Origin of the sequence: Streptomyces malaysiensis subsp. samsunensis, from assembly GCF_024519315.1 — a bacterium.
Lineage (GTDB): Bacteria > Actinomycetota > Actinomycetes > Streptomycetales > Streptomycetaceae > Streptomyces > Streptomyces malaysiensis.
In genome coordinates this window covers 16,345-39,872 of sequence record NZ_JANIIC010000028.1, presented here as the reverse complement: position 1 = coordinate 39,872, position 23,528 = coordinate 16,345, and the positions used below count along the sequence as shown (strand labels likewise).

The following is a 23,528-nucleotide window of genomic DNA, read 5'->3' as shown; positions in this document are numbered from 1 at the left end:
CCCTGACCTTAAACACTTCGCTTCTCCCCGTTCCGAGTCCGCTGTGCCGGACGTCCCTCGCGGACGACGCGCCCGCCACCATGAACCGTCCGGTTGCCGCCGCGCACCGTCCGGTTGCCACCGACGACGCGCCCGCCGCCGCCCTTCCGCGGCCGCCCCGCCTCGTACCCGTGGAACGCCGCCCAGCAGATCAGCAGCGCCCCCGCGAACACCGGCAGCCAGAACAGCCGGGCCAGCACCCAGCCGGGGCCGTCGGGCACGGTGTGCAGTCCGGGCAGCGGTCCGGCGGAACGCAAGGTGGTCACGGTGACCGCCATCATCGCGGTCTGGTGCCACAGGAAGACCGTCATCGCGGAGAGGTTGACCAGCGCCACCACCGCCCACGCGACGGGCCGCGCCAGCACCCGGCGCAGCGGGCCGCGCAGCAGCAGGGCCGCACCGCACTGGGCGAGACCGAAGGTGACGGCCGCCAGGGTGGGCGGGTTGAGGTTGGAGACGGAGGCGCCGGGCACCCCGACCATCGCCGCCGGATAGCCGCCGAACAGGACGAGCCCCGCGGTGACCGCCGCGCCCCCGGTCAGCAGCACCCATCCGGCCGTCCGCCCGCGCAGCAGACCCCGGCCCCAGGCGGCGCCCAGGCAGTACGGGACCAGCCAGCCCGCCGCCAGGTTGATCCAGCCGAGCCAGGCCGGGCCGCCGAGGCCGAACCTGATCAGATCGACATGGAGCACCACGGCGAGCGGCCACAGCGGATGCAGCCGCGCCACCAGCGGGGTCGCGGCCGTGAGCGCCGCGTAGACCAGCAGGAACCACAGCGGGGACAGGACGAGTTTGAGCAGCGTGTGCACGGTCAGCAGGCTCACTCCGGAGCCGAGCATCGCCCCCGCCGCCAGGGTCCACACGATGAGCACGGCGGCGACGGGCCGGAACAGCCGGACCAGCCGGGCGCGCAGCCACCGCCGGTAGCCGATGCCCCGGGCGCGGGCGCAGGCGTGGCTCTTGGCGCCCATCTGCCCGCCGACCAGGAAGAACACCGCGAGGGTCTGGAACACCCAGGAGACCGGGGAGAGTTCGGGCTGGTACCGCAGCGGGCTGGCCGCGCGCAGGGTGCCGCTGTCGGCGACGAGGGCGGTCACCAGCCAGTGGCCGAGCACCACGCCGAGGATGGCGAAGGCCCGCAGGGCGTCCACGGCGCGGTCGCGGTCGGGCGGGGTGGCGGCCTCGATCCGCCGCACGAGGTCGGGTATACGGACCGTGTCACGCATGGCGGCCCTCCACGATCCGGCCGAGGCTCGCCAGGGCGGTGGATCCGGGCTCGAGGTAGCCGCTGTGCCCGACGTCCCCCGCGTCGAAGATCCGCGCGCCGAACTTCCGGGAGACAGGATCGGTCCCGAAGCCGATGGTCGTGCCCAGCAGCGGGATCCGCACATGCGGCACCCCGCCGATCCAGTCGTTCCCGCCCCGCCCGGCCCAGACGGTGGCGCGGGTGCGCAGTTGCCGGGCGTCGTCGAAGCCCGTACCGGGGCTGCCGTAGAGGACGATGTCCGAGGCGTTCAGCCCCCGCGCGGCGCGGGCGCAGACCACGGTGCCGTAGGAGTGGCACAGCAGCGAGATCCGGGCCCGGGGCTTGGCCGCGCCCAACTCCCGTACGAGCGCGGCCAGTCGGGGGGCAGCACCGGCGGCCCGGCCGGTGGTCAGCACCTCGGGTGCCACGGTGCCGGGCGTCTTGTAGCCGAGCCAGCCGATGACGGCGGCGCCGCCGCCGAGTCGCCGGCTCAGCGCGAGGGCCCCGTCCCGGAACCGGTCGTACGTCTCCAGGTTGGTGTCCGACCCCGGCACCAGCACGGCGATGCGCGTGGCGCGGCCCAGATCCCCGTACGCCTCGACGGCCCGGCCGCCGTTCCGCCCGTCGAAGGACAGGAAGTGCCGCGAGGGCCGCCGCATCTTCCGCAGCGCCCGCGCCCGCGCACGGTCCCCGTGCCGGGCCGCCATCGTCTCGGCCGCCCGGATCCCCTCCCGGTTGGCCGAGTACCGGTGCTCGAGCCCCGCGACACTCACCGGCCCGAGCGCCACGGGCGCGGGCGCGGGCACCTCGGTGGGCCCTGCGGCCCCCACCAGGGGCGCCACCACCGAGGCGGTGACGAGCGCCGCGAGGAGGGCGCGGCGAAGACGGGACGCCATGGGAGTTCCTTCCGTACCAACAGTTGTCTTGGGTACGGAAGGTAGGGAGCCGGCCGTGTGGTTGGCGTCCCACCGGGGAGTGCATCCGCGGGGTAGTCCCCAGGTATGACGGGTAGGGGGTCGGGCCGGTGCGGCGGCCGCGGTGGGGCCCGGGTGCACGGCCGATACGCGGTTGACGCGCAGTGCGCCCCGAACCACCGCGGCGCACCGTGCTCATGGCCGACCTCAACGGCACCCTCGACGACCGGGCGCGGTCGGCCGTCACCTCCCCGGCCGCGCTCGGCCCGGGCGGCCGCCGCTACGCGTTGGGCACGTAGAACTCCGTCGTGGCCCGCACCACGGACGCCACCACGTCCGCCGGCGCCCCCGAGGCTTCGTACGCCGCGCCCCAGAGCTCGCTGCTGCGGGTCATGAACTCCCGTGCCTCGTCCGATGCCTGCCACGCCTCCGGGTCGGCGGGCGTGGCGTCCGCCAGATGCAGGGCGAGGCCGAGCAGCGCGCCGTCCCAGCCGACGCCGACCGCGCCGGGGCCGAACTGGTCCCACATCCCGGGCGGTACGACGGCAACGTGCTCCAGCTCGAACACGGTCCGCTCCTCGCCCTCGGCGGTCAGCCGGACCTCGACCTCGCTGAAGCCGGGGTTCTCGCCGAACAGCCAGCTCACGGCGAGCAGCCGCGGAGGTTCGCAGCGCAGGATCTCGCCGCCCGCGTTGCCCTCCAGCTGGTAGTGGCCGCCGAGCTTCAGGTCGCCGCTCACCGGCAGGAACCAGCGGCTGATCCGCTCCTGGTCGGTGCACGCGTCCCAGACGTCCTCGATCGCGGCGTCGTAGGCGCGCCGCAGCAGAACGGTACGGGCCTCGCCCTCGGGCACCTCACGGGTGCCGACCTTACGGTGGACCTGGTTGATCTGGTCGACGATCTCGCTCATGACGTGTCCGTCCCATTTTCGGTTTTTCGGTCGGATTTCGACTGTCGCCGCCGCGCCCCTGATCGAGCCGCCGCTGCCGCTTGCCCCGCGCCAGTTCCGTCCCCAGCGCGTCCAGCCGCTGCTCCCAGAAGCCCCGGAACCGGTCCAGCCACCGGTCGACCTCCCGCAGGGGCGCGGCCTCGACGGCGTATAACCGCCGTGTGCCCTCGGCCCGTACGGAGGCGAATCCGGCCTCCCGCAACACCCGCAGATGCTGTGACACGGCGGGCTGCGAAATGCCGAACTCGGCCCGGATGACCGAGCTGACCTCACCGGAGGATCGCTCCCCCTCGGCGAGCAGCTCCAATATCCGGCGCCGGACGGGGTCTCCGAGGACATCGAGTGCGTGCACGCCGGGACTATGCCAGCCACCGCTTATATAAGTCAACGCTTAACTTGCATGGCGCGCCCGCCATGGCCGCCCCCGTACGATGTCTGCCGTGACAGGCGAGAGTAAGCGCCGGACCCAGCAGGAGCGCCGGGCCGAGACCGAGCAGCGCGTCCTCGACGCCGCCACCACGCTGATCGCCCGCAACGGCTCCCGGTCGGTCTCACTGGCCGAGGTCGGACGCCTCGCCGGATACAGCCGCGGCATCGTCCACCACCACTTCGGCAGCCGCGAACAGCTGCTCGCCGCCGTCGTACGGCATGCCCAGCGGTTCGATCTGCCGACCGTCGAGGGCGGGGGCCTCGCCCGGATCACGGCGCTGGTCTCGGCGTATCTGGTCAACCTGCGTGACCGGGCGCCGGCGAGCCAGGCGTTTCTGCTGCTGTGGGCCGAGTCGATGGCCTCGGATCCGGTGCTCGGCCCTCTGTTCGCCGAGCGCGACGCGTGGTTCCGCGAGCGGCTCACCGATGACATCCGGGCGGGCATCGAGGACGGAACCGTGCGCTCCGACGTCGATCCGCCCAGCGTCGCGATCTCCCTCGCCGGGCTGCTGCGCGGCATCGGGATGCAGTTGCTCTCCGCGGTGGACGACCCACTGCTGGACCGGGTCACCGAACAGGCCGTGGACCTCGTTCACCGCTCACTCGCCGCGCCCGGCGACCCATGAGGGATCGGGCGCCGTCCGCGCGGCCGCGGCGGGCGTCAGCTGTCCGCAGGCTTCCCCAGCAGCTCGGAGGCGGTCTCGACGGCCCCGGACGCCGTGGCCGTGGGCGCCGGATGGCAGGTGAAGCCGAGGCGCTTCATGGCCCGGGTCACCTCTCCCGCCGTGAAGTCGCGGCGGTCCTGACGAGTGATCACCGCTCCCACCTGCTTGACCGGGTAGACGCGGCGGCCGATCTGGACCGATGGACCAGTGATCGGTTCGGGAGTGACGCCGCTCATCGCGTCCGTCACCTCACGCACGGTGAGGTCGAAGGCGTAATTGGCGATGATGCAGCGCATAGCGCCTCCGCAGGGAGAGACGGGAGTCGGAAACACCAGCGTGTCACACCTCGAAGCGGGAGGGGACAGCTCGGCGGCAAAATCGTCCACCTGATTCCCGCCGCTCCGATGCCGCACGTGATAGGATCTCTGTTAGTTGCAGTTTTGGTACTCATGGACTTATGTGCGCCTGACGGTATGTAGCCTCAGGCGCATTACTTGTTTTTGCCGGTCATTTCCGGATGGGGTCATTTCGGCGACTCGGGACGCATTCCCTGTGCGTTCCGGACCAATCCCTATCTGAAGGAGAAGGACATGGCTACTGGCACCGTGAAGTGGTTCAACGCGGAAAAGGGTTTCGGCTTCATCGAGCAGGACGGTGGCGGCGCCGACGTCTTCGCCCACTACTCGAACATCGCGACCAGCGGTTTCCGTGAGCTCCAGGAAGGCCAGAAGGTGACCTTCGACGTCACCCAGGGCCAGAAGGGCCCGCAGGCCGAGAACATCGTTCCCGCCTGATCGCAGCGCCTATCACAAGCCGGGGCCCGCACCTGAAGGGGTGCGGGCCCCGGCTCGTACGCATTTCCGCAAACCGCGCCCAGCAGAAAGCAACGCGTTGAGCCGTTCCCCCCGCTCGTATCGCAAAAAACCAGCGCCCTCCCGCGCCACCGGCAATGGCCGCCCCCGCCCCACCGGCGGAAACGAATTCGCCCTGCCGCCCGGCTCCGCCCCGGTACTGCCCGCCGTCACGTCGTTCTCCGAACTCGACATGCCGGAGGAGCTGCTCACCGAGCTGGCCCAGCAGGGCGTCACCACGCCCTTCCCGATCCAGGCGGCCGCCCTCCCCAACGCCCTCACCGGCCGGGACGTCCTGGGCCGTGGCCGAACCGGCTCCGGCAAGACCCTGGCCTTCGGCCTCGCCCTGCTGGCCCGCACGGCCGGGCAGCGCGCCGAGCCCCGCCACCCCCTCGCCCTGGTGCTGGTCCCCACCCGGGAGCTGGCCCAGCAGGTCACCGAGGCGCTCACCCCCTACGCTCGGCGGCTGCGGCTGCGCCCGGCCACCGTGGTCGGCGGAGTGTCGATCAACCGCCAGGCGGACGCCCTGCGCGGCGGCGCGGAGGTGGTCATCGCGACCCCCGGGCGCCTCTACGACCTGATCGAGCGCGGCGACTGCCGACTGGACCATGTGCGCACCACCGTCCTCGACGAGGCCGACCAGATGGCCGACATGGGCTTTCTGCCCCAGGTGACCCGGCTGCTGCGGCAGGTTCCCGCCGACGGTCAGCGCTTGCTGTTCTCCGCGACCCTCGACCACAACATCGGCCTGCTGGTGCGCCAGTTCCTGCACGATCCGGCCGTGCACTCACTCGACCCGTCCGCCGGCGCCGTCACCACGATGGAGCACCATGTGCTGCACATCGCGGACACCGACAAGCGCTCCGTCGTCACCCGGGTCGCCGCCAGGGACGGCCGCGTCATCCTGTTCCTGGACACCAAGCGCGGCGTCGACCGGCTGACCAAGCATCTGCTGGCCAACGGTGTACGGGCGGCCGCGCTGCACGGCGGCAAGTCCCAGCCGCAGCGCACCCGGACCCTGGACCACTTCAAATCCGGCCATGTCACCGCGCTGGTGGCCACGAACGTCGCCGCCCGGGGCATTCATGTGGACGATCTCGACCTCGTCGTCAATGTCGACCCGCCCGCGGACCACAAGGACTATCTGCACCGTGGTGGCCGTACCGCCCGTGCGGGCGGATCCGGCAGCGTCATCACGCTGGTCGGCCCGGACCAGCGCCGGGCCATGGTCCGTCTGATGGCCGACGCGGGCATCACCCCCCGGACCGCCCAGGTCCACTCCACCGACCCCGAACTCACCCGTATCACCGGAGCGCAGGATCCCTCCGGTGTCCCCGTGACCATCAGCGCGCCCGTGCCGCCGCCGCAGCCACACCGTGGTGGCAGGGCCGCCCGTCGCCCCGCCAGGCGCCGTCGGCCCGGCCGTTAGGCCCGGTGCGGGTCCCGGGCGGCGGCTGTCCGGGCGGACATCCGGCATTTCTCCGGGCATCCGGCATTTCGCCATGATCGTGTCACGCCCGACCGGCGGTGGATGTCCCCATTCCCTCGTCGGAGAGGCGACAATGGTCGACATGCCGATACCCAGCTCCGTGCCCAGCCGTGCCGAACTGATCGACCACCTCATCCGTACGCGCATCGCGGGCGATGTCGCCACTCCTCGCGAGAACAACCTCTCCCACTACCGCAAGCTGGCGAACGGCGACCGCCACTACTGGCTCGGCCTGGAGCTGGGCGACCGCTGGACCGATGAACAGGACGTGCTGGCGGTCATGGCGGAGCGGTGCGGTGTGGTGGACGACCCGGAGCACCGCTCGGGGCAGGACACCATCGACCCGGAGCTGACGGTCGGCGCGCTGGACCGGATGGCGGCGGTGCTGCGGAAGGCGGCGGAGACCGGCGAGCGGGTGCTGTTCGCCACCGGGCACCCGGGCGGGCTGCTGGAGGTCCACCGGGCCACGGCGGCGGCGCTGCGGGCCGCCGGATGCGAGATCGTGGAGATCCCCGCCGGGCTCGACGCGGACGAGGGCTACGTCTTCCAGTTCTGCGATGTGGCGATGCTGGAGCGGGGCGCCACCCTGTGGCACACCCACTCCCCCGCGCCCATGGCGGCGATCCTCGACGGGCTCGCCCGCGAGGGGCGGCCGCTGCCCGATCTGGTGGTCGCCGACCACGGCTGGGCGGGGTGCGCGGGCCAGCGGGGCATCGACGCGGTCGGCTACGCGGACTGCAACGACCCGGCGCTCTTCCTCGGCGAGTCCGAGGGCACGCTGTCGGCGGTGGTCCCGCTGGACGACCACGTCACCAGCCCGAGGTTCTACGACCCGATGACGGCGTACCTGCTGGACGCGGCCGGGCTGACGGCCCAGTTCTGACGCCACCGCGCGGCCGTGCCGGAGGCCGGGCGACGGGCCACGGTGGCAGACGCCGGGCGGGGGCGGGCCATCCCCGCGGACTTACGGCGGGTCCGGGTCGCCGTGGCGGACGTCGGGCGAGGCCCGGCCATCCCCGCGGGCATACGGCGGGACCGGGCCACCCTGGCGGGCATCGGGCGGGCCCCGGCCGTCCCCGCGGACTTACGGCGGGTCCGGGCCGCCTCGCCGCCCGCCGCGCTCACTTCTTCTTCCCGCGCGGCACCCGCATGACCCCCTCCTGGATCACGGAGACGGCCAGCCGCCCGTCGGCGGTGAAGATTCGGCCCTTGGCGAGCCCGCGCCCGCCGGACGCGGAGGGGCTCTCCTGGTCGTACAGCAGCCAGTCGTCCACCCGGAACGGCCGGTGGAACCACATGGCGTGATCCAGGCTGGCCCCGACGATGTCGCCGACCGTCCAGCCGCCGCGCCCATGGGCGAGCAGCACGGAGTCCAGCAGCGTCATATCGGAGACATAGGTCGCCAGGCAGACGTGGAGCAGGGGGTGGTCGGCGAGGCCGTCCAGTTTGCCGTTGGTCCGGAACCAAACCTGCGACTTCGGCTCGCGCGGCCGTCCGACGCTGCCGAAGGGCGGCTCGTCCACGTACCGCAGATCAACCGCGGCGCGCGCCTGGAGCATCCGCTCGGTCACCCCGGGGCTGAGGAAGAGGTGCTCATAGCGGGGCAGCAGTTCCTCGGCGGTCGGCAGGGAGAGCGGATCCGGTACGTCCGGCATCGGCTCCTGGTGCTCGAGGCCCTCCTCGTACAGCTGGAAGGAGGCCGAGAGATGGAAGATCGGCTGCCCGTGCTGGACGGCGACCACCCGGCGGGTGGTGAAGGAGTGGCCGTCCCGGATCCGGTCGACGGTGTAGACGATGGGCGCCCCGGGGTCGCCGGGCCGCAGGAAGTACGCGTGCAGCGAATGCGCCGAGCGGTCCTCGGGGACGGTGCGGCCCGCGGCGACCAGGGCCTGGGCGGCGACCTGACCGCCGAAGACCCGCGGTACGAGGGGTGCGGCGTCGCTGGTGCCGCGGAAGATGTCCTCCTCGATCTGCTCGAGGTCGAGCAGATCGAGAAGGACCTGAAGTGCGTCATTCATGGTTCAAGCAGTCTTGCAGACCCGTATTGCGGTCCTGTTGCCCCTGGTCATGACGGTCGTCACAGCCCCATCGACTTGGCGATGATGGACCGCATGACCTCGCTGGTACCGCCGTAGATCCGGTTCACCCGGGTGTCCGCGTACAGCCGGGCGATGGGGTACTCCATCATGTAGCCGTAGCCGCCGTGGAGCTGGAGGCACCGGTCGATGACGACGGCGGCGCGCTCGGTGGTGAAGAGCTTGGCGGAGGCGGCGTCGGCGGCGGTGAGCTCACCGGCGTCGTGCGCGTCCAGGGCCCGGTCCACGACCGCCTGCATCGCGTCCACCTCGGACTTGCAGTCGGCGAGCACGAACTTGGTGTTCTGGAACGACGCCACCGCCTGGCCGAAGACGGTCCGGTCCTTGACGTACTCGGTGGCGAACCGTACGGCGGCCACGGCCTGTGCGTACGCCCCGACGGCGATGCCCAGGCGCTCCTGCGGCAGATTGTGGGCGAGGTAGCCGAACGCCTTGCCCTCCTCGCCCAGCAGGTCCTCCACCGGCACCTTGACGTCGGTGAAGGAGAGCTCGGCGGTGTCGGAGGTCTTCAGGCCCAGCTTCTCCAGCTTGCGGCCGACCGCGTAGCCCTCGCTCTTGGTGTCCACCACGAGGATGGATATGCCGCCGCGGCGGTCCTCCGGGGTGGGCGGGGCGGTGCGGGCGCAGACCAGCACCCGGTCGGCCAGGACGCCGCCGGTGATGAAGGTCTTGGCGCCGTTGAGGACGTAGTGGGTGCCGTCCTCGGAGAGCTTGGCGGTGGTCTTCATGCCCGCCAGGTCGGAGCCGGTGCCGGGCTCGGTCATGGCGATGGCGGTCATCATGTCGCCGGAGACGAAGGAGGGCAGCCAGCGCCGCTTCTGCTCCTCGTTGGCGTACTTGAGGAGGTACGGCAGGCACAGCGCGGTGTGGACGCCGCTGCCGCCGAAGCTGACCCCGGCGCGGGCGGTCTCCTCGGTGATCACGGCGTTGAACTTGAAGCTGGTCTCGCCCGCCCCGCCGTACTCCTCGGGCACCTCGATACCGAAGACGCCGAGCTCGCCGAGCTTCTTGTAGAACGCTCGCGGGGCCTGGCCGGCCTCCCGCCACTGGTCGTAGTACGGCACGACCTCGGCCGCGATGAAGTCGCGGATGGTCTCCCGGAACGCCTCGTGGTCCTCGTTGAACACCGTACGGCGCATATTGGCGCGGCCCTCCTTGCGGCTAAGCCGCCGCCGCTGTCCGCGGATCCGCCCGGCCGCCGTCGTGATTCCTCAATGATGGCTTGGCAGCACTCACCTAAGCGCTTGCTCAGTGAAAGCTACCCGCGAGTCACAGATCCTGTCCAGCCTCTACAGGGGCCGGTTCTCCCCCAGCCACCGCTGGGAGGTGCCCCCTCCGGGCCGCCTCACTCGCCGCGCCGTCCGCGCCATGGGCACCGCCGAAGGCGCCGAGGGCCAGCCGGCGCAGCAGGGCGGCGGTGGCCGCGCGCCCCGGGAGGGCACCGGGGCGGCCCAGGTGGGGGGTGGAGTTGAGCAGTCCGAAGACGGCGTGGACGCACGCGCGGGCCTCGGCCTCGGCGAGCCGGGGGTAGACCTCGCGCACCACCTCGACCCACAGCTCCACGTACTGGCGCTGGAGCGAGCGCACCAGCTTGCGGTCGGTGTCCCGGAGCCGGTCGAGCTCGCGGTCGTGGAGGATGATCAGCGGGCGGTCGTCGAGGGCGAAGTCGATATGCCCCTCGATCAGCGAATCCAGCACCTCGGCGGGCGTGTGCCCGGCCCCCTCCCCCTCGGCGGCCCGCCGCTTGCCCCCCGTCAGCAGCCGGCCGCTGATGCCGACGAGCAGCTCGGCGAGCATCGCCTCCTTGCCGGGGAAGTGGCGGTAGAGACCGGGACCGCTGATGCCGACCGCCGCCCCTATCTCGTCGACGCCGACGCCGTGGAAGCCGCGCTCGGCGAAGAGCCGGGCGGCCTCCTTGAGGATCTGCTCACGGCGGGTCGGGGCGGCTGCTTGCGTGCTCATGAAATCAATTCTAGACAGCGGGGTTAGTGGTCGTTAACCTGGTGGTAACTAGTTAACGTTCACTAACGGGACCCGAGCGGGACCGATGAGCGAGACCGAGCGAGGGGGCTCGTAGCCATGGAGCAGGCACCGGCGCTGCGCAGCGGCGCCGACCCGGCGTCCGACGCCTGGCAGGCCAATGAGGCCGCGCACCGCGAGCTGGCCGCGCGGCTGCGCGAGAGGCTGGCCGTGGCGCGGCTGGGCGGCGGGGAGAAGGCGCGGGCGCGGCACACCGCGCGCGGCAAGCTGCTGCCGCGCGACCGGGTGGACACACTGCTGGATCCGGGCTCCCCGTTCCTGGAGCTGGCGCCGCTCGCGGCCGAGGGGATGTACGGCGGCCAGGCCCCGGCGGCGGGGGTGATCGCCGGGATCGGGCGGGTGGCGGGCCGTGAGGTGGTCGTGGTCGCCAATGACGCCACGGTCAAGGGCGGCACGTACTACCCGATGACGGTGAAGAAGCATCTGCGCGCCCAGGAGATCGCACTGGAGAACCACCTGCCGTGTGTCTATCTGGTCGACTCCGGCGGTGCCTTCCTCCCCATGCAGGACGAGGTCTTCCCGGACCGCGACCACTTCGGGCGGATCTTCTACAACCAGGCGCGGATGTCCGGCGCCGGGGTTCCGCAGGTCGCGGCGGTGATGGGGTCCTGCACGGCGGGCGGGGCGTATGTCCCGGCGATGAGCGACGAGGCCGTGATCGTGCGCGGGCAGGGCACGATCTTCCTGGGCGGGCCGCCGCTGGTGAAGGCGGCCACCGGGGAGGTCGTCTCGGCGGAGGAGCTGGGCGGCGGCGAGGTCCACTCCCGGGTCTCGGGTGTGACCGACCACCTGGCGGAGGACGACGCCCACGCGCTGCGGATCGTCCGCTCCATCGTCGCCACCCTGCCGCCGTCCCCGATGCGGCAGGGGTCGCCGCCATGGCCGCTGGAGCCCTCCGAGGAGCCCGCGGTGGACCCGGCGGGGCTCTACGGGGCGGTGCCGGTCGACTCGCGCACGCCGTACGACGTGCGGGAGGTCATCGCGCGAGTGGTGGACGGCTCGCGGTTCGCCGAGTTCAAGGCCGAGTTCGGCACCACACTGGTCACGGGCTTCGCGCGGATCATGGGCCATCCGGTGGGCATCGTCGCCAACAACGGCATCCTGTTCTCCGAATCGGCCCAGAAGGGCGCCCACTTCATCGAGCTGTGCGATCAGCGCGGCATCCCCCTGGTCTTCTTGCAGAACATCTCGGGCTTCATGGTGGGCCGCAGCTATGAGGCGGGCGGTATCGCCAAGCACGGCGCCAAGATGGTGACCGCCGTGGCCTGCACCCGCGTCCCCAAGCTGACGGTCGTGGTCGGCGGTTCCTACGGCGCGGGCAATTACTCGATGTGCGGCCGGGCCTATTCGCCCCGCTTCCTATGGATGTGGCCCAACGCCAAGATCTCCGTGATGGGCGGTGAGCAGGCCGCCTCCGTGCTCGCCACCGTCAAGCGCGACCAGATGGAGGCGCGCGGGGAGGAGTGGAGCGCCGAGGAAGAGGAGGCGTTCCGGGCCCCGGTCCGCGAGCAGTACGAAGCGCAGGGAAACGCCTATTACGCCACCGCCCGGCTGTGGGACGACGGTGTGATCGACCCCCTGGAGACCCGCACGGTGCTCGGTCTCGCCCTTACGGCCTGCGCCAACGCACCGCTGCCCGGCCGTACGGCCACCGAGCCCGTGGCGCCCGGCTACGGCGTCTTCCGGATGTGAGGGGGATGCACCCGATGAGTGCTACGAAGGCGGCCGGACCGTCGCCCGCGATGTTCGACACCGTCCTGGTGGCCAACCGCGGTGAGATCGCCGTGCGCGTCATCCGCACCCTGCGGCGGCTCGGGGTGCGCTCGGTCGCCGTCTACAGCGACGCCGACGCCGACGCCCGCCATGTGCGCGAGGCCGATACGGCGGTGCGGATCGGGCCCGCCCCCGCCGCGGAGAGCTATCTGTCCATCGAGCGGCTGCTGGAGGCCGCGGCGCGCACCGGCGCCCAGGCCGTCCACCCCGGCTATGGCTTCCTCGCGGAGAACGGCGCGTTCGCCCGCGCCTGCGCCGACGCCGGGCTCGCCTTCATCGGGCCGCCCGCCGGGGCCATCGAGCTGATGGGCGACAAGATCCGCGCCAAGGAGACCGTGCGCACCGCCGGGGTGCCGGTGGTGCCGGGCTCCTCGGGCAGCGGGCTGACGGACGACCAGCTCACCGCGGCCGCCCGGGAGATCGGGATGCCGGTGCTGCTGAAGCCCTCGGCGGGCGGCGGCGGCAAGGGCATGCGGCTGGTCCGCGACGAGGCGCTGCTCGCCGATGAGATCGCGGCCGCCCGCCGGGAGGCGCGCGGGGCGTTCGGCGATGACACGCTGCTGGTGGAGCGCTGGATCGACCGGCCCCGGCATATCGAGATCCAGGTGCTGGCGGACGGTCAGGGGCACGCCGTCCACCTAGGGGAGCGCGAGTGCTCGCTCCAGCGCCGCCATCAGAAGATCATCGAGGAGGCGCCCAGTCCGCTGCTGGACGAGGCCACCCGGGCGCGGATGGGCGAGGCGGCGGTCGCGGCGGCCCGGTCGTGCGGCTATGTGGGCGCGGGCACGGTCGAGTTCATCGTGCCGGGCGACGACCCGTCCGCGTACTGCTTCATGGAGATGAACACCCGGCTCCAGGTGGAGCATCCGGTGACCGAGCTGACGGTGTCGGTCGGCGGGCGGACCGGTCTTGACCTGGTGGAGTGGCAGCTGCGCGTCGCCGCGGGCGAGCCGCTGCCGTTCGGGCAGGACGACATCGCCTTCGCCGGCCATGCCGTGGAGGCCCGTATCTGCGCCGAGACCGCCCGCGCGGCGGCCGACGGCCGGGTGGACTTCCTGCCCTCGGCCGGCACCGTGCTGGCGCTGGACGAGCCGGAGGGCGAGGGGGTGCGGGTCGACTCCGGGCTGAGCGCGGGCACCGAGGTCGGCACGGTCTACGACCCGATGCTCGCCAAGGTCATCGCCCACGGCCCCGACCGCCCCACCGCCCTGCGCCGGCTGCGCGCCGCGCTCGGCTCCCTGACCGTCCTCGGCGTGGACACCAACACGGGCTTTCTCCGCCGTCTGGCCGCCCATCCCGCGGTCGCCTCGGGCGAGATCGACACGGGCCTGGTCGACCGCGCGGCGGCCCAGTTGATCCCGGCGGCCGTCCCGGAGGAGGTCTACGCGGCGGCGGCCCTACTACGCCAGGCGGCGCTGGAGCCCGCCGCTCCGCGTGGCGGCGGATCCGGTGGGCGCCCGGAGCCCGGCGGCTCCGCCCTCGGCGGCCCGGCCGCGGACGTCTGGGTCGATCCGTTCTCGGTGCCGACCGGCTGGCGGCTGGGCGCCGAGCCCGCCTGGACCGTCCACCGCCTCCGCGTGGCGGGCCACCCCCCGGTCACGGTCCGCGTCCGCGGCCGGGCCCATGACGCGGAGCTGCGCATCGAGCGCGCTGACGCCACCCCGGCAACAACCGGCTCGACGGCCCGCCCCGGCGGAACCCCGGCAGCAGCCGAGGCGAGGGACCGGCCCAGCGGGCCCCAGGGCACGGGCCAAGGCACCCCGGAGACCCCCGCCGCCAGCCGAACCGACGAACCGCAGAGCACGACAACCGAGGCCACCCGGCCCACGGGCACGGGCCAAGGCAACACGGAGACCCCCACCACCAGCCGAACCGACGAACCGCAGACCACGGCAGCCGAGCCCACCCGCCCCACGGGCACGAGCCAAGGCAACACGGAAACCCCCACCACCAGCCGAACCGACGAACCGCAGACCACGGCAGCCGAGCCCACCCGCCCCACGGGCACGGGCGAGGGCGGCGCGGCGGTCCTCGCCACCCGGACCAGCGCCAACTCCACCGTCACCGGCGCCGGTGCGCGCATCCCGGAAGCGGAGGCGGACGAGCGGGCCGCCGCCCACCACGCGGCAGCGGACCGCCGCCCCGGCGGGGCGCGCGCGGCAGCGGGCACGGCCCCGCGCGCGGCGGACCCGCGCCCGGCGGCCGACGCGGGCGCGGGCACCACCACTCCGGCCCCCGCAGACGCGGGCGCGGGCGCAAGCACCGCTCCGGCCCGCGCGGGGGCGGACGCCGCATGGCGTCCGGCCGCCGACGCCGACGCGGGTGCGGGTGCCGACGCGGGTGCGGGTGTGCGGGCGCGGCTCATTGCCCTCGACGAGGGCTCCGTGTTGCTGGACCTCGGCGGGGTCACCCACCGGTTCCGCCATGCCGGGCACGGCGCGAGCCACTGGCTGGGGCGGGACGGGGACGCCTGGCGGGTGGTCGGGCACGACCCCGTGGAGGAGGCGCTGCGCGGCGGGGCCGCCGCCGCGCACGCCGGGGAGCTGACGGCGCCCATGCCCGGCACCGTCACCGTCGTGAAGGCGGCCGTCGGCGAGGAGGTCACCGCAGGTCAGGGCCTGCTGGTGGTCGAGGCGATGAAGATGGAGCACCTCATCTCCGCGCCGCACGACGGCACCGTCACCGAGCTCGAGGTGACCCCCGGCAGCACGGTCGCCATGGATCAGCTGCTGGCGGTCGTCACCCCGCACGAGCCGCAGGAGAGCGAGGAGCGTGAGCGATGACCCTCCCCATGACCGTCCCGGCCCCCGGGCTGCCCGCCCGGGTCCGGATCCACGAGGTGGGCCCGCGCGACGGGCTCCAGAACGAGAAGGCGCTGGTCCCGGCGGCCATCAAGGCGGAGTTCATCCACCGGCTCGCCGAGGCCGGCCTCACCACCATCGAGGCCACCAGCTTCGTCCATCCCAAGTGGGTGCCCCAACTGGCCGACGCCGAGGAGCTGATGCGGCTGATCGACGACGTGGACGCCCGGCTCCCCGTGCTCGTGCCCAATGAGCGCGGGCTGGACCGCGCCCTCGCGCTGGGCGCGCGCGAGATCGCCGTCTTCGCCAGCGCCACGGAGTCCTTCGCCAAGGCCAATCTCAATCGCACGGTGGACGGCGCGCTGGAGATGTTCGAGCCGGTCGTCGCCAAGGCCAAGGACGCCGACGTGGCCGTGCGCGGCTATCTGTCGATGTGCTTCGGCGACCCGTGGGAGGGGCCGGTCCCGATCTCCCAGACCGTCTCGGTCAGCCGCCGGCTGCTGGACATGGGATGCGACGAGATCAGCCTGGGCGACACCATCGGCGTGGCCACCCCGGGCCATGTGCGGGAGCTGCTGGCCACGCTCAACGAGGCGGGTATCGCCGACGACCGGCTGGCCGTGCACTTCCACGACACCTACGGCCAGGCACTCGCCAACACCCTCACCGCGCTCCAGCACGGTGTGACCACCGTCGACGCCTCCGCCGGGGGCCTCGGCGGCTGCCCCTACGCCAAGAGCGCCACCGGCAATCTCGCCACCGAAGACCTCGTGTGGATGCTGGACGGCCTCGGCATCGAGACCGGGGTCGACATCGGCCGTCTCACCGCCACCAGCGTGTGGATGGCCCGGCACCTGGGCCGGCCCAGCCCGTCCCGCACCGTCCGCGCCCTCTCCCAGAAGGAGACCTGAGCCATGTCGATCGACCACCGACTCTCCGCCGAGCACGAGGAACTGCGCCGCACCGTCGAGGCGTTCGCGCACGATGTGGTCGCACCCAAGATCGGGGAGTACTGGGAGCACCATGAGTTCCCGTACGAGATCATCCGCGAGATGGGCCGGATGGGGCTGTTCGGCCTGCCCTTCCCGGAGGAGTACGGCGGTATGGGCGGGGACTACTTCGCGCTGTGCCTCGCCCTGGAGGAGCTGGCCCGGGTGGACTCCTCGGTGGCGATCACCCTGGAGGCGGGGGTCTCGCTCGGCGCGATGCCGATCTTTCTCTATGGCACGGAGGAGCAGAAGCGCACCTGGCTGCCGGGGCTCTGCTCCGGGGAGACCCTGGGCGCGTTCGGCCTCACCGAGCCCGGCGGCGGCTCGGACGCGGGCGCCACCCGCACCACGGCCCGGCTGGACGAGTCCACGGGCGAGTGGGTGATCAACGGCACCAAGTGCTTCATCACCAACTCCGGTACGGACATCACCGCGCTGGTCACCGTCACCGCCGTCACCGGCCGCAAGGAGGACGGCCGCCCCGAGATCTCCTCGATCATCGTGCCCTCCGGCACCCCTGGCTTCAGCGTGGCCGCCCCCTACTCCAAGGTGGGGTGGAACGCCTCGGACACCCGCGAGCTGTCCTTCTCCGACTGCCGGGTCCCGGCCGCGAATCTGCTGGGCGCGGAGGGCCGGGGCTACGCCCAGTTCCTGCGGATACTGGACGAGGGCCGGATCGCGATCTCCGCCCTGGCCACCGGGCTCGCCCAGGGCTGTGTGGACGAGTCGGTGGCGTACGCCAGGACCCGCGAGGCGTTCGGCCGCCTCATCGGCTCCAACCAGGCCATCCAGTTCAAGCTGGCCGATATGGAGATGCGCGCTCATATGGCCCGGGTGGCCTGGCGGGACGCGGCCTCCCGGCTGGTGCTGGGCGAGCCGTTCAAGAAGGAGGCGTCGATCGCGAAGCTCTACTCCTCCGAGGTCGCGGTGGACAACGCCCGCGAGGCCACCCAGATCCACGGTGGCTATGGCTTCATGAACGAGTATCCGGTGGCCCGGATGTGGCGGGACTCCAAGATCCTGGAGATCGGCGAGGGCACCAGCGAGGTCCAGCGCATGCTGATTGCGCGGGAGCTGGGGTTCGCGAGCTGAACAAGCGGCGTTGAGCGCCGCCCGGTGGGGCACCGCCCGGTGGGGCACCGCCCGGTGGGGCACCGCCCGGTGGGGCACCGCCCGGTGGGGCACCGCCCGGTGGGGCACCGCCTCAACGGCGGTGCCCCACCGGGAAGGTGCGGGACCCGGCCCCCGGCCGGGCGGCGGACCCCACCGGTCCGCCCACCGCCCGTGGCCGGGGCCTCGGGGCCCGGCTCGTGCCCGACGCCGTGACGACAGGCCCCGGGCACGAGCCGGGCGGCACCGCCTCCAACCCACCCAGCACCGGCTCCAACCCAGCCCCCGCCCGCCAGGGCGGGCGCCCGGGGCCGGAACCCGGAGCCCGAGGGCCCGAGGCCCGGGAGCCGGGAGCCCGGGGGCGGGGACCCGAGGCCCGTGGGCGGCTCCGAGGCCCGGAGCCCGAGGCACGGGGGCCGGAGGCCGAGGCCGGAGGCCCGAGGCCCAATCCGCCAGGCCCGAAGCCCGGGGCCGGGGCCCAAGGCCCGAGGGCGGCCCCGAGGCCCGGAGCCCAAGGCGCGAGGCCCGGAGGGGGACGGCGGCGGGGCCGCCGCGAGGGAGCCGGTGGGGTGCTCGGCGAGCGCCCCGGCCGTGGGCCCAGGGCCCGAGGCCCGAGGCCCGGAGCCCGAGGGCCGGAGCCCGGCGGCCCAAGACCCGGGGCCAGGGGCCGAAGCCCGGGGGCCAAGGCCCGGAGCCCGGAGACCGGGGGCCCGAGGCCCGGAGCCCGGAGACCGGGGGCCCGAGGCCCGGAGCCCGGAGACCGGGGGCCCGAGGCCCGGAGCCCGGAGACCGGGGCCCAAGGCCCGAGGGCGGCCCGGGGCCGGGGGCCCGAAGCCCGGGGGCCCGGGGGCCGGGGCCCCGGGGCCCAAGGCCCGACGCCCCCGGAGAGGCTCAGTCGTTGGGCCAGGGGATCTGCGGGGAGTGGTAGTACTCGATCCCCAGCGCGTCCCAGCGGGGACCCTGCGCCGCCACCCGCACCTTGTACTCGTCCCAGTTGTGCGCGCTCGCGGGTGCCCAGCCGAGCTCAGCGATGCCGGGGAGGCGCGGGAAGGCCATGTACTCGATATGCGAGCTGGTCTCCAGGGTCTCCGTCCACAGCGGCGCCTCGACCCCGAGCACCGAGGACGCCGGGGCGTCCTTGATGTACGTGCCCGGGTCCCAGTCGTAGGACTGCTTCGCCTCGACGTACCCGGCCCAGCTCTGCCCCAGCGGCGTGTTGGCGTCGTACTTCATGTCCAGATAGGCGCGGTTGGCCGGTGAGAGGACCAGCCGGGTGCCCGCCTTGGCCGCCTCCGCGACCTCCTTCTCGCTTCCGTCCGTCCCCCAGTACTGGGCGATCGCGCCCTTCGCGGGATGCGCGCCGGTCAGCTGGTGCCAGCCGACCACCGTCTTGCCGTACTTGGCGACGACCGGCTGCACCCGGTCCATGAAGGCCACATAGTCCTCATGGCTGGTGGAGTGGGCCTCGTCCCCGCCGATGTGGAGGTAGGGGCCGGGGGTGAGCGCGGCGAGCTCGCGGATGACATCGTCCACGAAGTCGTAGGTCACCTCCTTCGGCACGCACAGCGAGCTGAAGCCGACCTCGGTGCCGGTGTAGAGCGGCGGGGCGACGCCGTCGCAGTTGAGCTCCGCGTAGGAGGCGAGGGCCGCGTTGGTGTGGCCCGGCATGTCGATCTCGGGGACGACGGTCAGTTCACGGCTCGCCGCGTAGCTCACGATCTCGCGGTAGTCGTCCTTGGTGTAGTACCCGCCGGGCCCGCCCCCGACCTGGGTGGAGCCGCCGTACGTGGTCAGCCGCGGCCAGGAGTCGATCGCGATCCGCCACCCCTGGTCGTCCGAGAGGTGCAGATGCAGCGTGTTGATCTTGTAGAGGGCCAGCTGGTCGATATAGCGCTTGACCTTGTCCACGCCGAAGAAGTGCCGGGAGACATCGAGCATCGCGCCCCGCCAGGCGTAGCGCGGCACATCGGTGATGGTGCCACGGGAGACCCGCCAGGGGCCCGCCTGCCGGGTGGTGCGCTCGACGGAGGTGGGCAGCAGCTGCCGCAGCGTCTGGACGCCGTGGAACAGCCCCGCGGAGCTCCGCGCGCTGAGGGTGATCGCGCGCCCGGTCACCTTCAGCCGATAGCCCTCCTCGCCCAGCTTTCGCGCCCCGGCGGCATCGGGCGTCAGCCGCAGCCGGATGCCGTCGTCGCCCGACCGGGTGGTGACGGGCAGTCGATAGGCGGTTGAGGGGCGCAGCAGGCCCGCCAGATAGTCGCCCACCCGACGCGCCGGTCGTGCCGAGCGGTCGGAGCCGGACACCCGGATGCGGGTGTCCGGGCTGATCGCGTACGAGCCCTCCACGGGCCGTACGGACGCGGGCGCGGGCACCACCCGGTCCAGCGGGATCGGGGCGGCCGCGTCAGCCGCGGCCGACGCGGGAGGAGCCGGAGAAGCCGGAGAAGCCGGAGAAGCGGAGGCGGAGGAGGCCGCGGTCCCCGCCCCGGCGGCCACGGTCAGCAGCAGGGAACACAGAAGTCGAGCACGGCGTCGTCGCACAGGGGGTCCCTTCAACGAAACGTGGCATCTTGGGTACCGCGAGGGTCAGTTGCGGTCAAGGTGTAGACCAATGTGTCGCCGTGGGGCTGTCAGAATTCACCGCATGGCGGAAATCACCCAGCGCGACGGCGCCTGGAGCTTTGACGGGGAAGCGCTCCGGATCGTCCCGGGGCGCGACCGCGGCGTGCATGCCGTACGGCAGACGCTCGGCGAACTGACCGTCCCCCTGACGGCCTTGGCCGGTGTGGCCTATGAGCCGGGGCGGAAGTCGGGCCGGCTGAGGCTGCGCCTTCGCGAGGGGGCGGACCCGCTGCTCCAGGCCACCGGCGGCAAGCTGCCGGACGCCGCCGATCCGTATCAGCTCTCGGTGGAACCGGAGCGCAGGGACCTCGCCGAGTATCTGGTCGACGAGGTGCGCCGGGCCCTGACCCTGGAGCAGGTGCCGCCCGGCCCCTGTGACCGCTATGTGCTGCCCGGCCCCTCGGTGCCGATCTCGGCTTCGGCGGGCGACGCCACGGCGTCCTTCGACGGTGAGCGGGTCCGGCTGGACTGGAACTGGAAGACCGAGGAGTCGAAGAAGTCGGGCGGCCCCCGCAGCATCCTGCTGCCGGATGTGGAGATGGTGGAGTGGGTCCCGGCCGCCGGACTGGAGAACGGCTACCTCCGCTTCATCGTGGCGAAGGCCACGGCGACGGCCGCGCCCAAGTACGACCCGCACGCCGTGGTGCTGTACGGCTTCAAGAAGGACCCGCTGATGGCGCTGATCGCGGCGGCCGTGGTGGCGCGGATGCCGCATCCGGGCGCCCCGGCGAAGGCGCTCCCCGCCCAGGCCACCGCCCCCGAGCCGCCCGCGGACACCCCGCCTGCCGGGGGCGATGAGAGTGATGTGGATCATGACGCCCTGCTGCGGCGACTGCGGGAGCTCGGCGATCTCCACCGGAGCGGGATCCTCACCGAGGAGGAGTTCAGCACCGCCAAACAGGCGGTGCTCCGCCGCTTCTCCGGCGCCTGAGCCGCGGATTCTCCGCCACCAAGCCCAGCTCCTGCCCGATATCGGGCAGGAATGTTGCAAAACACCTCGCCGCACCGCAGTATCAACGGATGCTCGACCGCCGTATGTCCCACGATGACCTTATCGACCACCTGGTCCGCAGTACGCCGCTCAGCCGCGGCGAGGCGGCCCGGGTGGTGCTGGACGTGCTGGCGTACTTCGACGAGACGACGGAGGAGTTCGTCCGGCGCCGCCACCGCGAGCTTCAGTCCGGCGGGCTGACCAACGCGGACATCTTCGAGCGGATCACGGCCGAGCTGCCGTACCGCGCGGTGGCCCCGCCCGAACTCTCGCTGCGCCAGCTGCGCCGCATCGTCTACGGCTGACGGCGCCGGTCCGCGGCGCCCGCCCAGAGGGCCGCCGCCGGACACGAGCACGAGCACGCACGAGCGATCCAATGGGAGGGCCTGAACACCATGTGCGGAATCGTCGGATACATCGGGAAACGCGATGTGGCACCGCTGCTGCTGGAGGGGCTCCAGCGCCTGGAGTACCGCGGCTATGACTCCGCGGGCATCGCCATCCAGGGCAAGCCCGCCAAGGGCACCCAGAGCGCCGGGCTGAAGACCGCCAAGGCCAAGGGCCGGGTCCGCGAGCTGGAGGCCAGGCTTCCCAAGCGGTTCGCCGGCACCACCGGGATCGCCCACACCCGCTGGGCCACCCACGGCGCGCCCAATGACACCAACGCGCATCCGCATCTGGACGCGGACGGCAAGGTCGCCGTCGTCCACAACGGCATCATCGACAACGCCGCCGATCTGCGCGCCAAGCTGGCCGCCGACGGTGTGGAGCTGGTCTCCGAGACCGACTCCGAGGCGCTCGCCCATCTCATCGGCCGCTCCCAGGCGCCCACCCTGGAGGAGAAGGTCCGCCACGCACTCGCGCTGGTCGAGGGCACCTACGGGATCGCCGTACTGCACGCCGACTTCCCGGACCGCATCGTCGTCGCCCGCAACGGCTCACCGGTGGTGCTGGGCATCGGCGAGAAGGAGATGTTCGTCGCGTCGGACGTCGCCGCGCTGGTCAGCCACACCCGCCAGGTGGTCACCCTGGACGACGGCGAGATGGCCACCCTCAAGGCCGACGACTACCGCACCTACACCACCGAGGGCAGCCGCACCTCCACCTCCCCCACCACCGTGGAGTGGGAGGCCGAGTCGTACGACATGGGCGGCCACGACACCTATATGCACAAGGAGATCCACGAGCAGGTCGACGCCGTGGACCGGGTGCTGCGCGGCCGGATCGACGACCGCTTCTCCACCGTCCATCTGGGCGGGCTCAACCTGGACGCCCGCGAGGCGCGCGGGGTGCGCCGGGTCAAGATCCTCGGCTGTGGTTCGGCGTACCACACGGGCCTGATCGGGGCCCAGCTGATCGAGGAGCTGGCCCGGATCCCGGCGGACGCGGAGCCCGCGAGCGAGTTCCGGTACCGCAACCCGGTCGTGGACCCGGACACCCTCTACATCGCGGTCAGCCAGTCCGGCGAGACCTACGACACCCTGGCGGCCGTCCAGGAGCTCAAGCGCAAGGGCGCGCGGGTGCTGGGCGTCGTCAACGTGGTGGGCAGCGCGATCGCCCGGGAGACGGACGGCGGAGTGTACGTCCACGCGGGTCCTGAGGTGTGCGTCGTCTCCACCAAGTGCTTCACCAACACCGCCGTCGCCTTCGCGCTGCTCGCCCTGCACCTGGGCCGGATCCGCGATCTCTCGGTGGCCGACGGCAAGCGGATCATCGCCGGGCTGCGCAAGCTGCCCGAGCAGATCGCCGAGGTGCTGCGCGGCGAGGAGGAGATCAAAAAGCTCGCCGGGGAATATGCGAACGCAAAGAGCATGATGTTCGTCGGACGGGTCCGCGGCTATCCGGTGGCGCGCGAGGCGTCCCTGAAGCTGAAGGAGGTCTCCTACGTACACGCCGAGGCGTACCCGGCCTCCGAGCTCAAGCACGGGCCGCTCGCGCTGATCGAGCCCGAGGTGCCGACCGTGGCGGTCCTGCCCGACGACGACCTGCTGGAGAAGAACCGCGCGACGCTGGAGGAGATCAAGGCCCGCAGCGGCCGGATCCTGGCCGTCGCCCACCGGGAGCAGGAGAAGGCGGACCACACGATCGTGGTACCCCGCAACGAGGTCGAACTCGACCCGATCCTCATGGGCATCCCGCTCCAACTGCTCGCCTACCACACGGCGCTGGCGCTCGGCCGGGACATCGACAAGCCCCGCAACCTCGCCAAGTCGGTGACGGTCGAATAGGGCCGCACCGCCCGCGACCTCGGCGGACCACTCGGCGGTCCCCCGCGTGTGCCACCACGCACGCGGGGGCCGCCTCCCCTTCGCCGGCGTCGTCCTATCACGCCGACGGCTGGCCGCCGCGCGGGAACCGTCACTTCCCGCGCGACAGCACGATTGAACGGTTTGTACCCCTCACAAACGCACAATCCACCTCTACGCACGGGTAGGTTCGACCGTTGTCAAGATGAACTTGACGCCATCTCGTCTGCGGTCAACGGGAGTTGAAGGTGTCCGGTTCCAGGCGCCCCATGAAGTCG

General features: G+C 72.5%; 21 protein-coding genes. 12 read left to right on the top strand and 9 right to left on the bottom strand.

The features are described from left to right. Positions 1-8 precede the first annotated feature (8 nt). A complete protein-coding gene (locus tag NQU54_RS23430) occupies positions 9-1,265 on the bottom strand; it encodes an acyltransferase family protein (RefSeq protein ID WP_257632806.1) in 1,257 nt (418 codons plus the stop codon). Next, positions 1,258-2,181: an alpha/beta hydrolase gene (locus tag NQU54_RS23425; RefSeq protein WP_257632805.1), complete on the bottom strand. Its 924-nt coding sequence runs from the start codon at positions 2,179-2,181 to the stop codon at positions 1,258-1,260. Before NQU54_RS23425 ends, NQU54_RS23430 begins: the two co-directional genes overlap by 8 nt. 182 nt (positions 2,182-2,363) lie before the next feature. Here NQU54_RS23425 and NQU54_RS23420 point away from each other — a divergent pair, with 182 nt between their 5' ends. Beyond that, a complete protein-coding gene (locus NQU54_RS23420; RefSeq protein WP_257632804.1) occupies positions 2,364-2,498 on the top strand; it encodes a hypothetical protein in 135 nt (44 codons plus the stop codon). On the opposite strand, the gene NQU54_RS23415 is transcribed toward NQU54_RS23420, so the two are convergent. Together NQU54_RS23415 and NQU54_RS23410 are read right to left on the bottom strand one after the other, a co-directional pair. After that, positions 2,480-3,109, bottom strand: coding sequence for an SRPBCC family protein (locus tag NQU54_RS23415; protein ID WP_257632803.1), 630 nt, complete (start codon positions 3,107-3,109; stop codon positions 2,480-2,482). The genes NQU54_RS23420 and NQU54_RS23415 overlap by 19 nt on opposite strands. Continuing rightward, positions 3,069-3,500 (bottom strand): ArsR/SmtB family transcription factor, encoded by a 432-nt coding sequence (locus NQU54_RS23410; RefSeq protein WP_257632802.1) that lies wholly within the window; start codon positions 3,498-3,500, stop codon positions 3,069-3,071. Before NQU54_RS23410 ends, NQU54_RS23415 begins: the two co-directional genes overlap by 41 nt. A gap of 88 nt (positions 3,501-3,588) precedes the next feature. Here NQU54_RS23410 and NQU54_RS23405 point away from each other — a divergent pair, with 88 nt between their 5' ends. Next, positions 3,589-4,203, top strand: a complete 615-nt coding sequence (locus tag NQU54_RS23405; RefSeq protein WP_257632801.1) for a TetR/AcrR family transcriptional regulator — start codon at positions 3,589-3,591, stop codon at positions 4,201-4,203. A gap of 35 nt (positions 4,204-4,238) precedes the next feature. Here the strand turns inward: NQU54_RS23405 and NQU54_RS23400 are convergent, their stop codons facing one another. Then, positions 4,239-4,538 carry an SCO5918 family protein gene (locus NQU54_RS23400; protein WP_257632800.1) on the bottom strand — a complete coding sequence of 100 codons (300 nt, stop codon included), beginning with the start codon at positions 4,536-4,538 and terminating at the stop codon, positions 4,239-4,241. A gap of 294 nt (positions 4,539-4,832) precedes the next feature. On the opposite strand from NQU54_RS23400, the gene NQU54_RS23395 reads away from it, so the two are divergent. The 3 genes from NQU54_RS23395 to NQU54_RS23385 all read left to right on the top strand — a co-directional run bounded on the left by NQU54_RS23395 (position 4,833) and on the right by NQU54_RS23385 (position 7,465). After that, positions 4,833-5,036, top strand: a complete 204-nt coding sequence (locus tag NQU54_RS23395) for a cold-shock protein (protein ID WP_020871138.1) — start codon at positions 4,833-4,835, stop codon at positions 5,034-5,036. Positions 5,037-5,133: 97 nt separating this feature from the next. Next, positions 5,134-6,522 carry a DEAD/DEAH box helicase gene (locus NQU54_RS23390; protein WP_257632799.1) on the top strand — a complete coding sequence of 463 codons (1,389 nt, stop codon included), beginning with the start codon at positions 5,134-5,136 and terminating at the stop codon, positions 6,520-6,522. A gap of 133 nt (positions 6,523-6,655) precedes the next feature. Continuing rightward, a complete protein-coding gene (locus NQU54_RS23385) occupies positions 6,656-7,465 on the top strand; it encodes a phosphatase (RefSeq protein ID WP_371350666.1) in 810 nt (269 codons plus the stop codon). A gap of 238 nt (positions 7,466-7,703) precedes the next feature. On the opposite strand, the gene NQU54_RS23380 is transcribed toward NQU54_RS23385, so the two are convergent. The 3 genes from NQU54_RS23380 to NQU54_RS23370 form a co-directional block, all read right to left on the bottom strand. Beyond that, positions 7,704-8,600, bottom strand: coding sequence for an acyl-CoA thioesterase (locus NQU54_RS23380; protein ID WP_257632798.1), 897 nt, complete (start codon positions 8,598-8,600; stop codon positions 7,704-7,706). A 59-nt stretch (positions 8,601-8,659) separates the two neighbouring features. Beyond that, positions 8,660-9,817, bottom strand: coding sequence for an acyl-CoA dehydrogenase family protein (locus tag NQU54_RS23375; RefSeq protein WP_069864006.1), 1,158 nt, complete (start codon positions 9,815-9,817; stop codon positions 8,660-8,662). A 130-nt stretch (positions 9,818-9,947) separates the two neighbouring features. Beyond that, positions 9,948-10,640 carry an SACE_7040 family transcriptional regulator gene (locus tag NQU54_RS23370; protein WP_257632797.1) on the bottom strand — a complete coding sequence of 231 codons (693 nt, stop codon included), beginning with the start codon at positions 10,638-10,640 and terminating at the stop codon, positions 9,948-9,950. A 117-nt stretch (positions 10,641-10,757) separates the two neighbouring features. Here NQU54_RS23370 and NQU54_RS23365 point away from each other — a divergent pair, with 117 nt between their 5' ends. The 4 genes from NQU54_RS23365 to NQU54_RS23350 are packed head-to-tail and all read left to right on the top strand — an operon-like array spanning position 10,758 to position 17,373. After that, positions 10,758-12,410, top strand: a complete 1,653-nt coding sequence (locus NQU54_RS23365; RefSeq protein WP_093702289.1) for a carboxyl transferase domain-containing protein — start codon at positions 10,758-10,760, stop codon at positions 12,408-12,410. Between the two features lie 50 nt (positions 12,411-12,460). Then, positions 12,461-15,274, top strand: coding sequence for an ATP-binding protein (locus NQU54_RS23360; RefSeq protein ID WP_257632856.1), 2,814 nt, complete (start codon positions 12,461-12,463; stop codon positions 15,272-15,274). Then, on the top strand, positions 15,271-16,203 hold the full coding sequence (locus NQU54_RS23355) for a hydroxymethylglutaryl-CoA lyase (protein ID WP_257632796.1): 933 nt from the start codon (positions 15,271-15,273) through the stop codon (positions 16,201-16,203). The genes NQU54_RS23360 and NQU54_RS23355 overlap by 4 nt, the downstream gene beginning before the upstream one ends. Before the next feature lie 3 nt (positions 16,204-16,206). Then, positions 16,207-17,373, top strand: coding sequence for an acyl-CoA dehydrogenase family protein (locus NQU54_RS23350; RefSeq protein ID WP_069864000.1), 1,167 nt, complete (start codon positions 16,207-16,209; stop codon positions 17,371-17,373). Between the two features lie 909 nt (positions 17,374-18,282). On the opposite strand, the gene NQU54_RS23345 is transcribed toward NQU54_RS23350, so the two are convergent. After that, positions 18,283-19,932 (bottom strand): beta-N-acetylhexosaminidase, encoded by a 1,650-nt coding sequence (locus NQU54_RS23345; RefSeq protein WP_257632795.1) that lies wholly within the window; start codon positions 19,930-19,932, stop codon positions 18,283-18,285. Between the two features lie 103 nt (positions 19,933-20,035). Between NQU54_RS23345 and NQU54_RS23340 the strand changes: the two genes are divergently transcribed. The 3 genes from NQU54_RS23340 (at position 20,036) to glmS (ending at position 23,232) form a co-directional block, all read left to right on the top strand. After that, the gene (locus NQU54_RS23340) at positions 20,036-20,944 is read left to right on the top strand and encodes a DUF4429 domain-containing protein (RefSeq protein WP_257632794.1); all 909 of its coding nucleotides are present in this window, start codon (positions 20,036-20,038) and stop codon (positions 20,942-20,944) included. Positions 20,945-21,033: 89 nt separating this feature from the next. Beyond that, positions 21,034-21,309 (top strand): hypothetical protein, encoded by a 276-nt coding sequence (locus NQU54_RS23335; protein WP_055552634.1) that lies wholly within the window; start codon positions 21,034-21,036, stop codon positions 21,307-21,309. A gap of 90 nt (positions 21,310-21,399) precedes the next feature. Continuing rightward, complete coding sequence (gene glmS, locus NQU54_RS23330; protein ID WP_257632793.1) at positions 21,400-23,232, top strand: glutamine--fructose-6-phosphate transaminase (isomerizing); 1,833 nt, start codon at positions 21,400-21,402, stop codon at positions 23,230-23,232. Positions 23,233-23,528: the final 296 nt, after the last annotated feature.

Bases quoted from the DNA above. Each gene is read 5' to 3' on its own strand.
- NQU54_RS23430 (WP_257632806.1), bottom strand. From the start codon at position 1,265: ATGCGTGACACGGTCCGTATACCCGACCTCGTGCGGCGGATCGAGGCC.
- NQU54_RS23360 (WP_257632856.1), top strand. From the start codon at position 12,461: ATGTTCGACACCGTCCTGGTGGCCAACCGCGGTGAGATCGCCGTGCGC.
- NQU54_RS23370 (WP_257632797.1), bottom strand. From the start codon at position 10,640: ATGAGCACGCAAGCAGCCGCCCCGACCCGCCGTGAGCAGATCCTCAAG.
- NQU54_RS23395 (WP_020871138.1), top strand. From the start codon at position 4,833: ATGGCTACTGGCACCGTGAAGTGGTTCAACGCGGAAAAGGGTTTCGGC.
- NQU54_RS23380 (WP_257632798.1), bottom strand. From the start codon at position 8,600: ATGAATGACGCACTTCAGGTCCTTCTCGATCTGCTCGACCTCGAGCAG.
- NQU54_RS23350 (WP_069864000.1), top strand. From the start codon at position 16,207: ATGTCGATCGACCACCGACTCTCCGCCGAGCACGAGGAACTGCGCCGC.
- NQU54_RS23335 (WP_055552634.1), top strand. From the start codon at position 21,034: ATGCTCGACCGCCGTATGTCCCACGATGACCTTATCGACCACCTGGTC.
- NQU54_RS23340 (WP_257632794.1), top strand. From the start codon at position 20,036: ATGGCGGAAATCACCCAGCGCGACGGCGCCTGGAGCTTTGACGGGGAA.
- glmS (WP_257632793.1), top strand. From the start codon at position 21,400: ATGTGCGGAATCGTCGGATACATCGGGAAACGCGATGTGGCACCGCTG.
- NQU54_RS23425 (WP_257632805.1), bottom strand. From the start codon at position 2,181: ATGGCGTCCCGTCTTCGCCGCGCCCTCCTCGCGGCGCTCGTCACCGCC.
- NQU54_RS23415 (WP_257632803.1), bottom strand. From the start codon at position 3,109: ATGAGCGAGATCGTCGACCAGATCAACCAGGTCCACCGTAAGGTCGGC.
- NQU54_RS23385 (WP_371350666.1), top strand. From the start codon at position 6,656: ATGGTCGACATGCCGATACCCAGCTCCGTGCCCAGCCGTGCCGAACTG.
- NQU54_RS23365 (WP_093702289.1), top strand. From the start codon at position 10,758: ATGGAGCAGGCACCGGCGCTGCGCAGCGGCGCCGACCCGGCGTCCGAC.
- NQU54_RS23400 (WP_257632800.1), bottom strand. From the start codon at position 4,538: ATGCGCTGCATCATCGCCAATTACGCCTTCGACCTCACCGTGCGTGAG.
- NQU54_RS23355 (WP_257632796.1), top strand. From the start codon at position 15,271: ATGACCCTCCCCATGACCGTCCCGGCCCCCGGGCTGCCCGCCCGGGTC.
- NQU54_RS23375 (WP_069864006.1), bottom strand. From the start codon at position 9,817: ATGCGCCGTACGGTGTTCAACGAGGACCACGAGGCGTTCCGGGAGACC.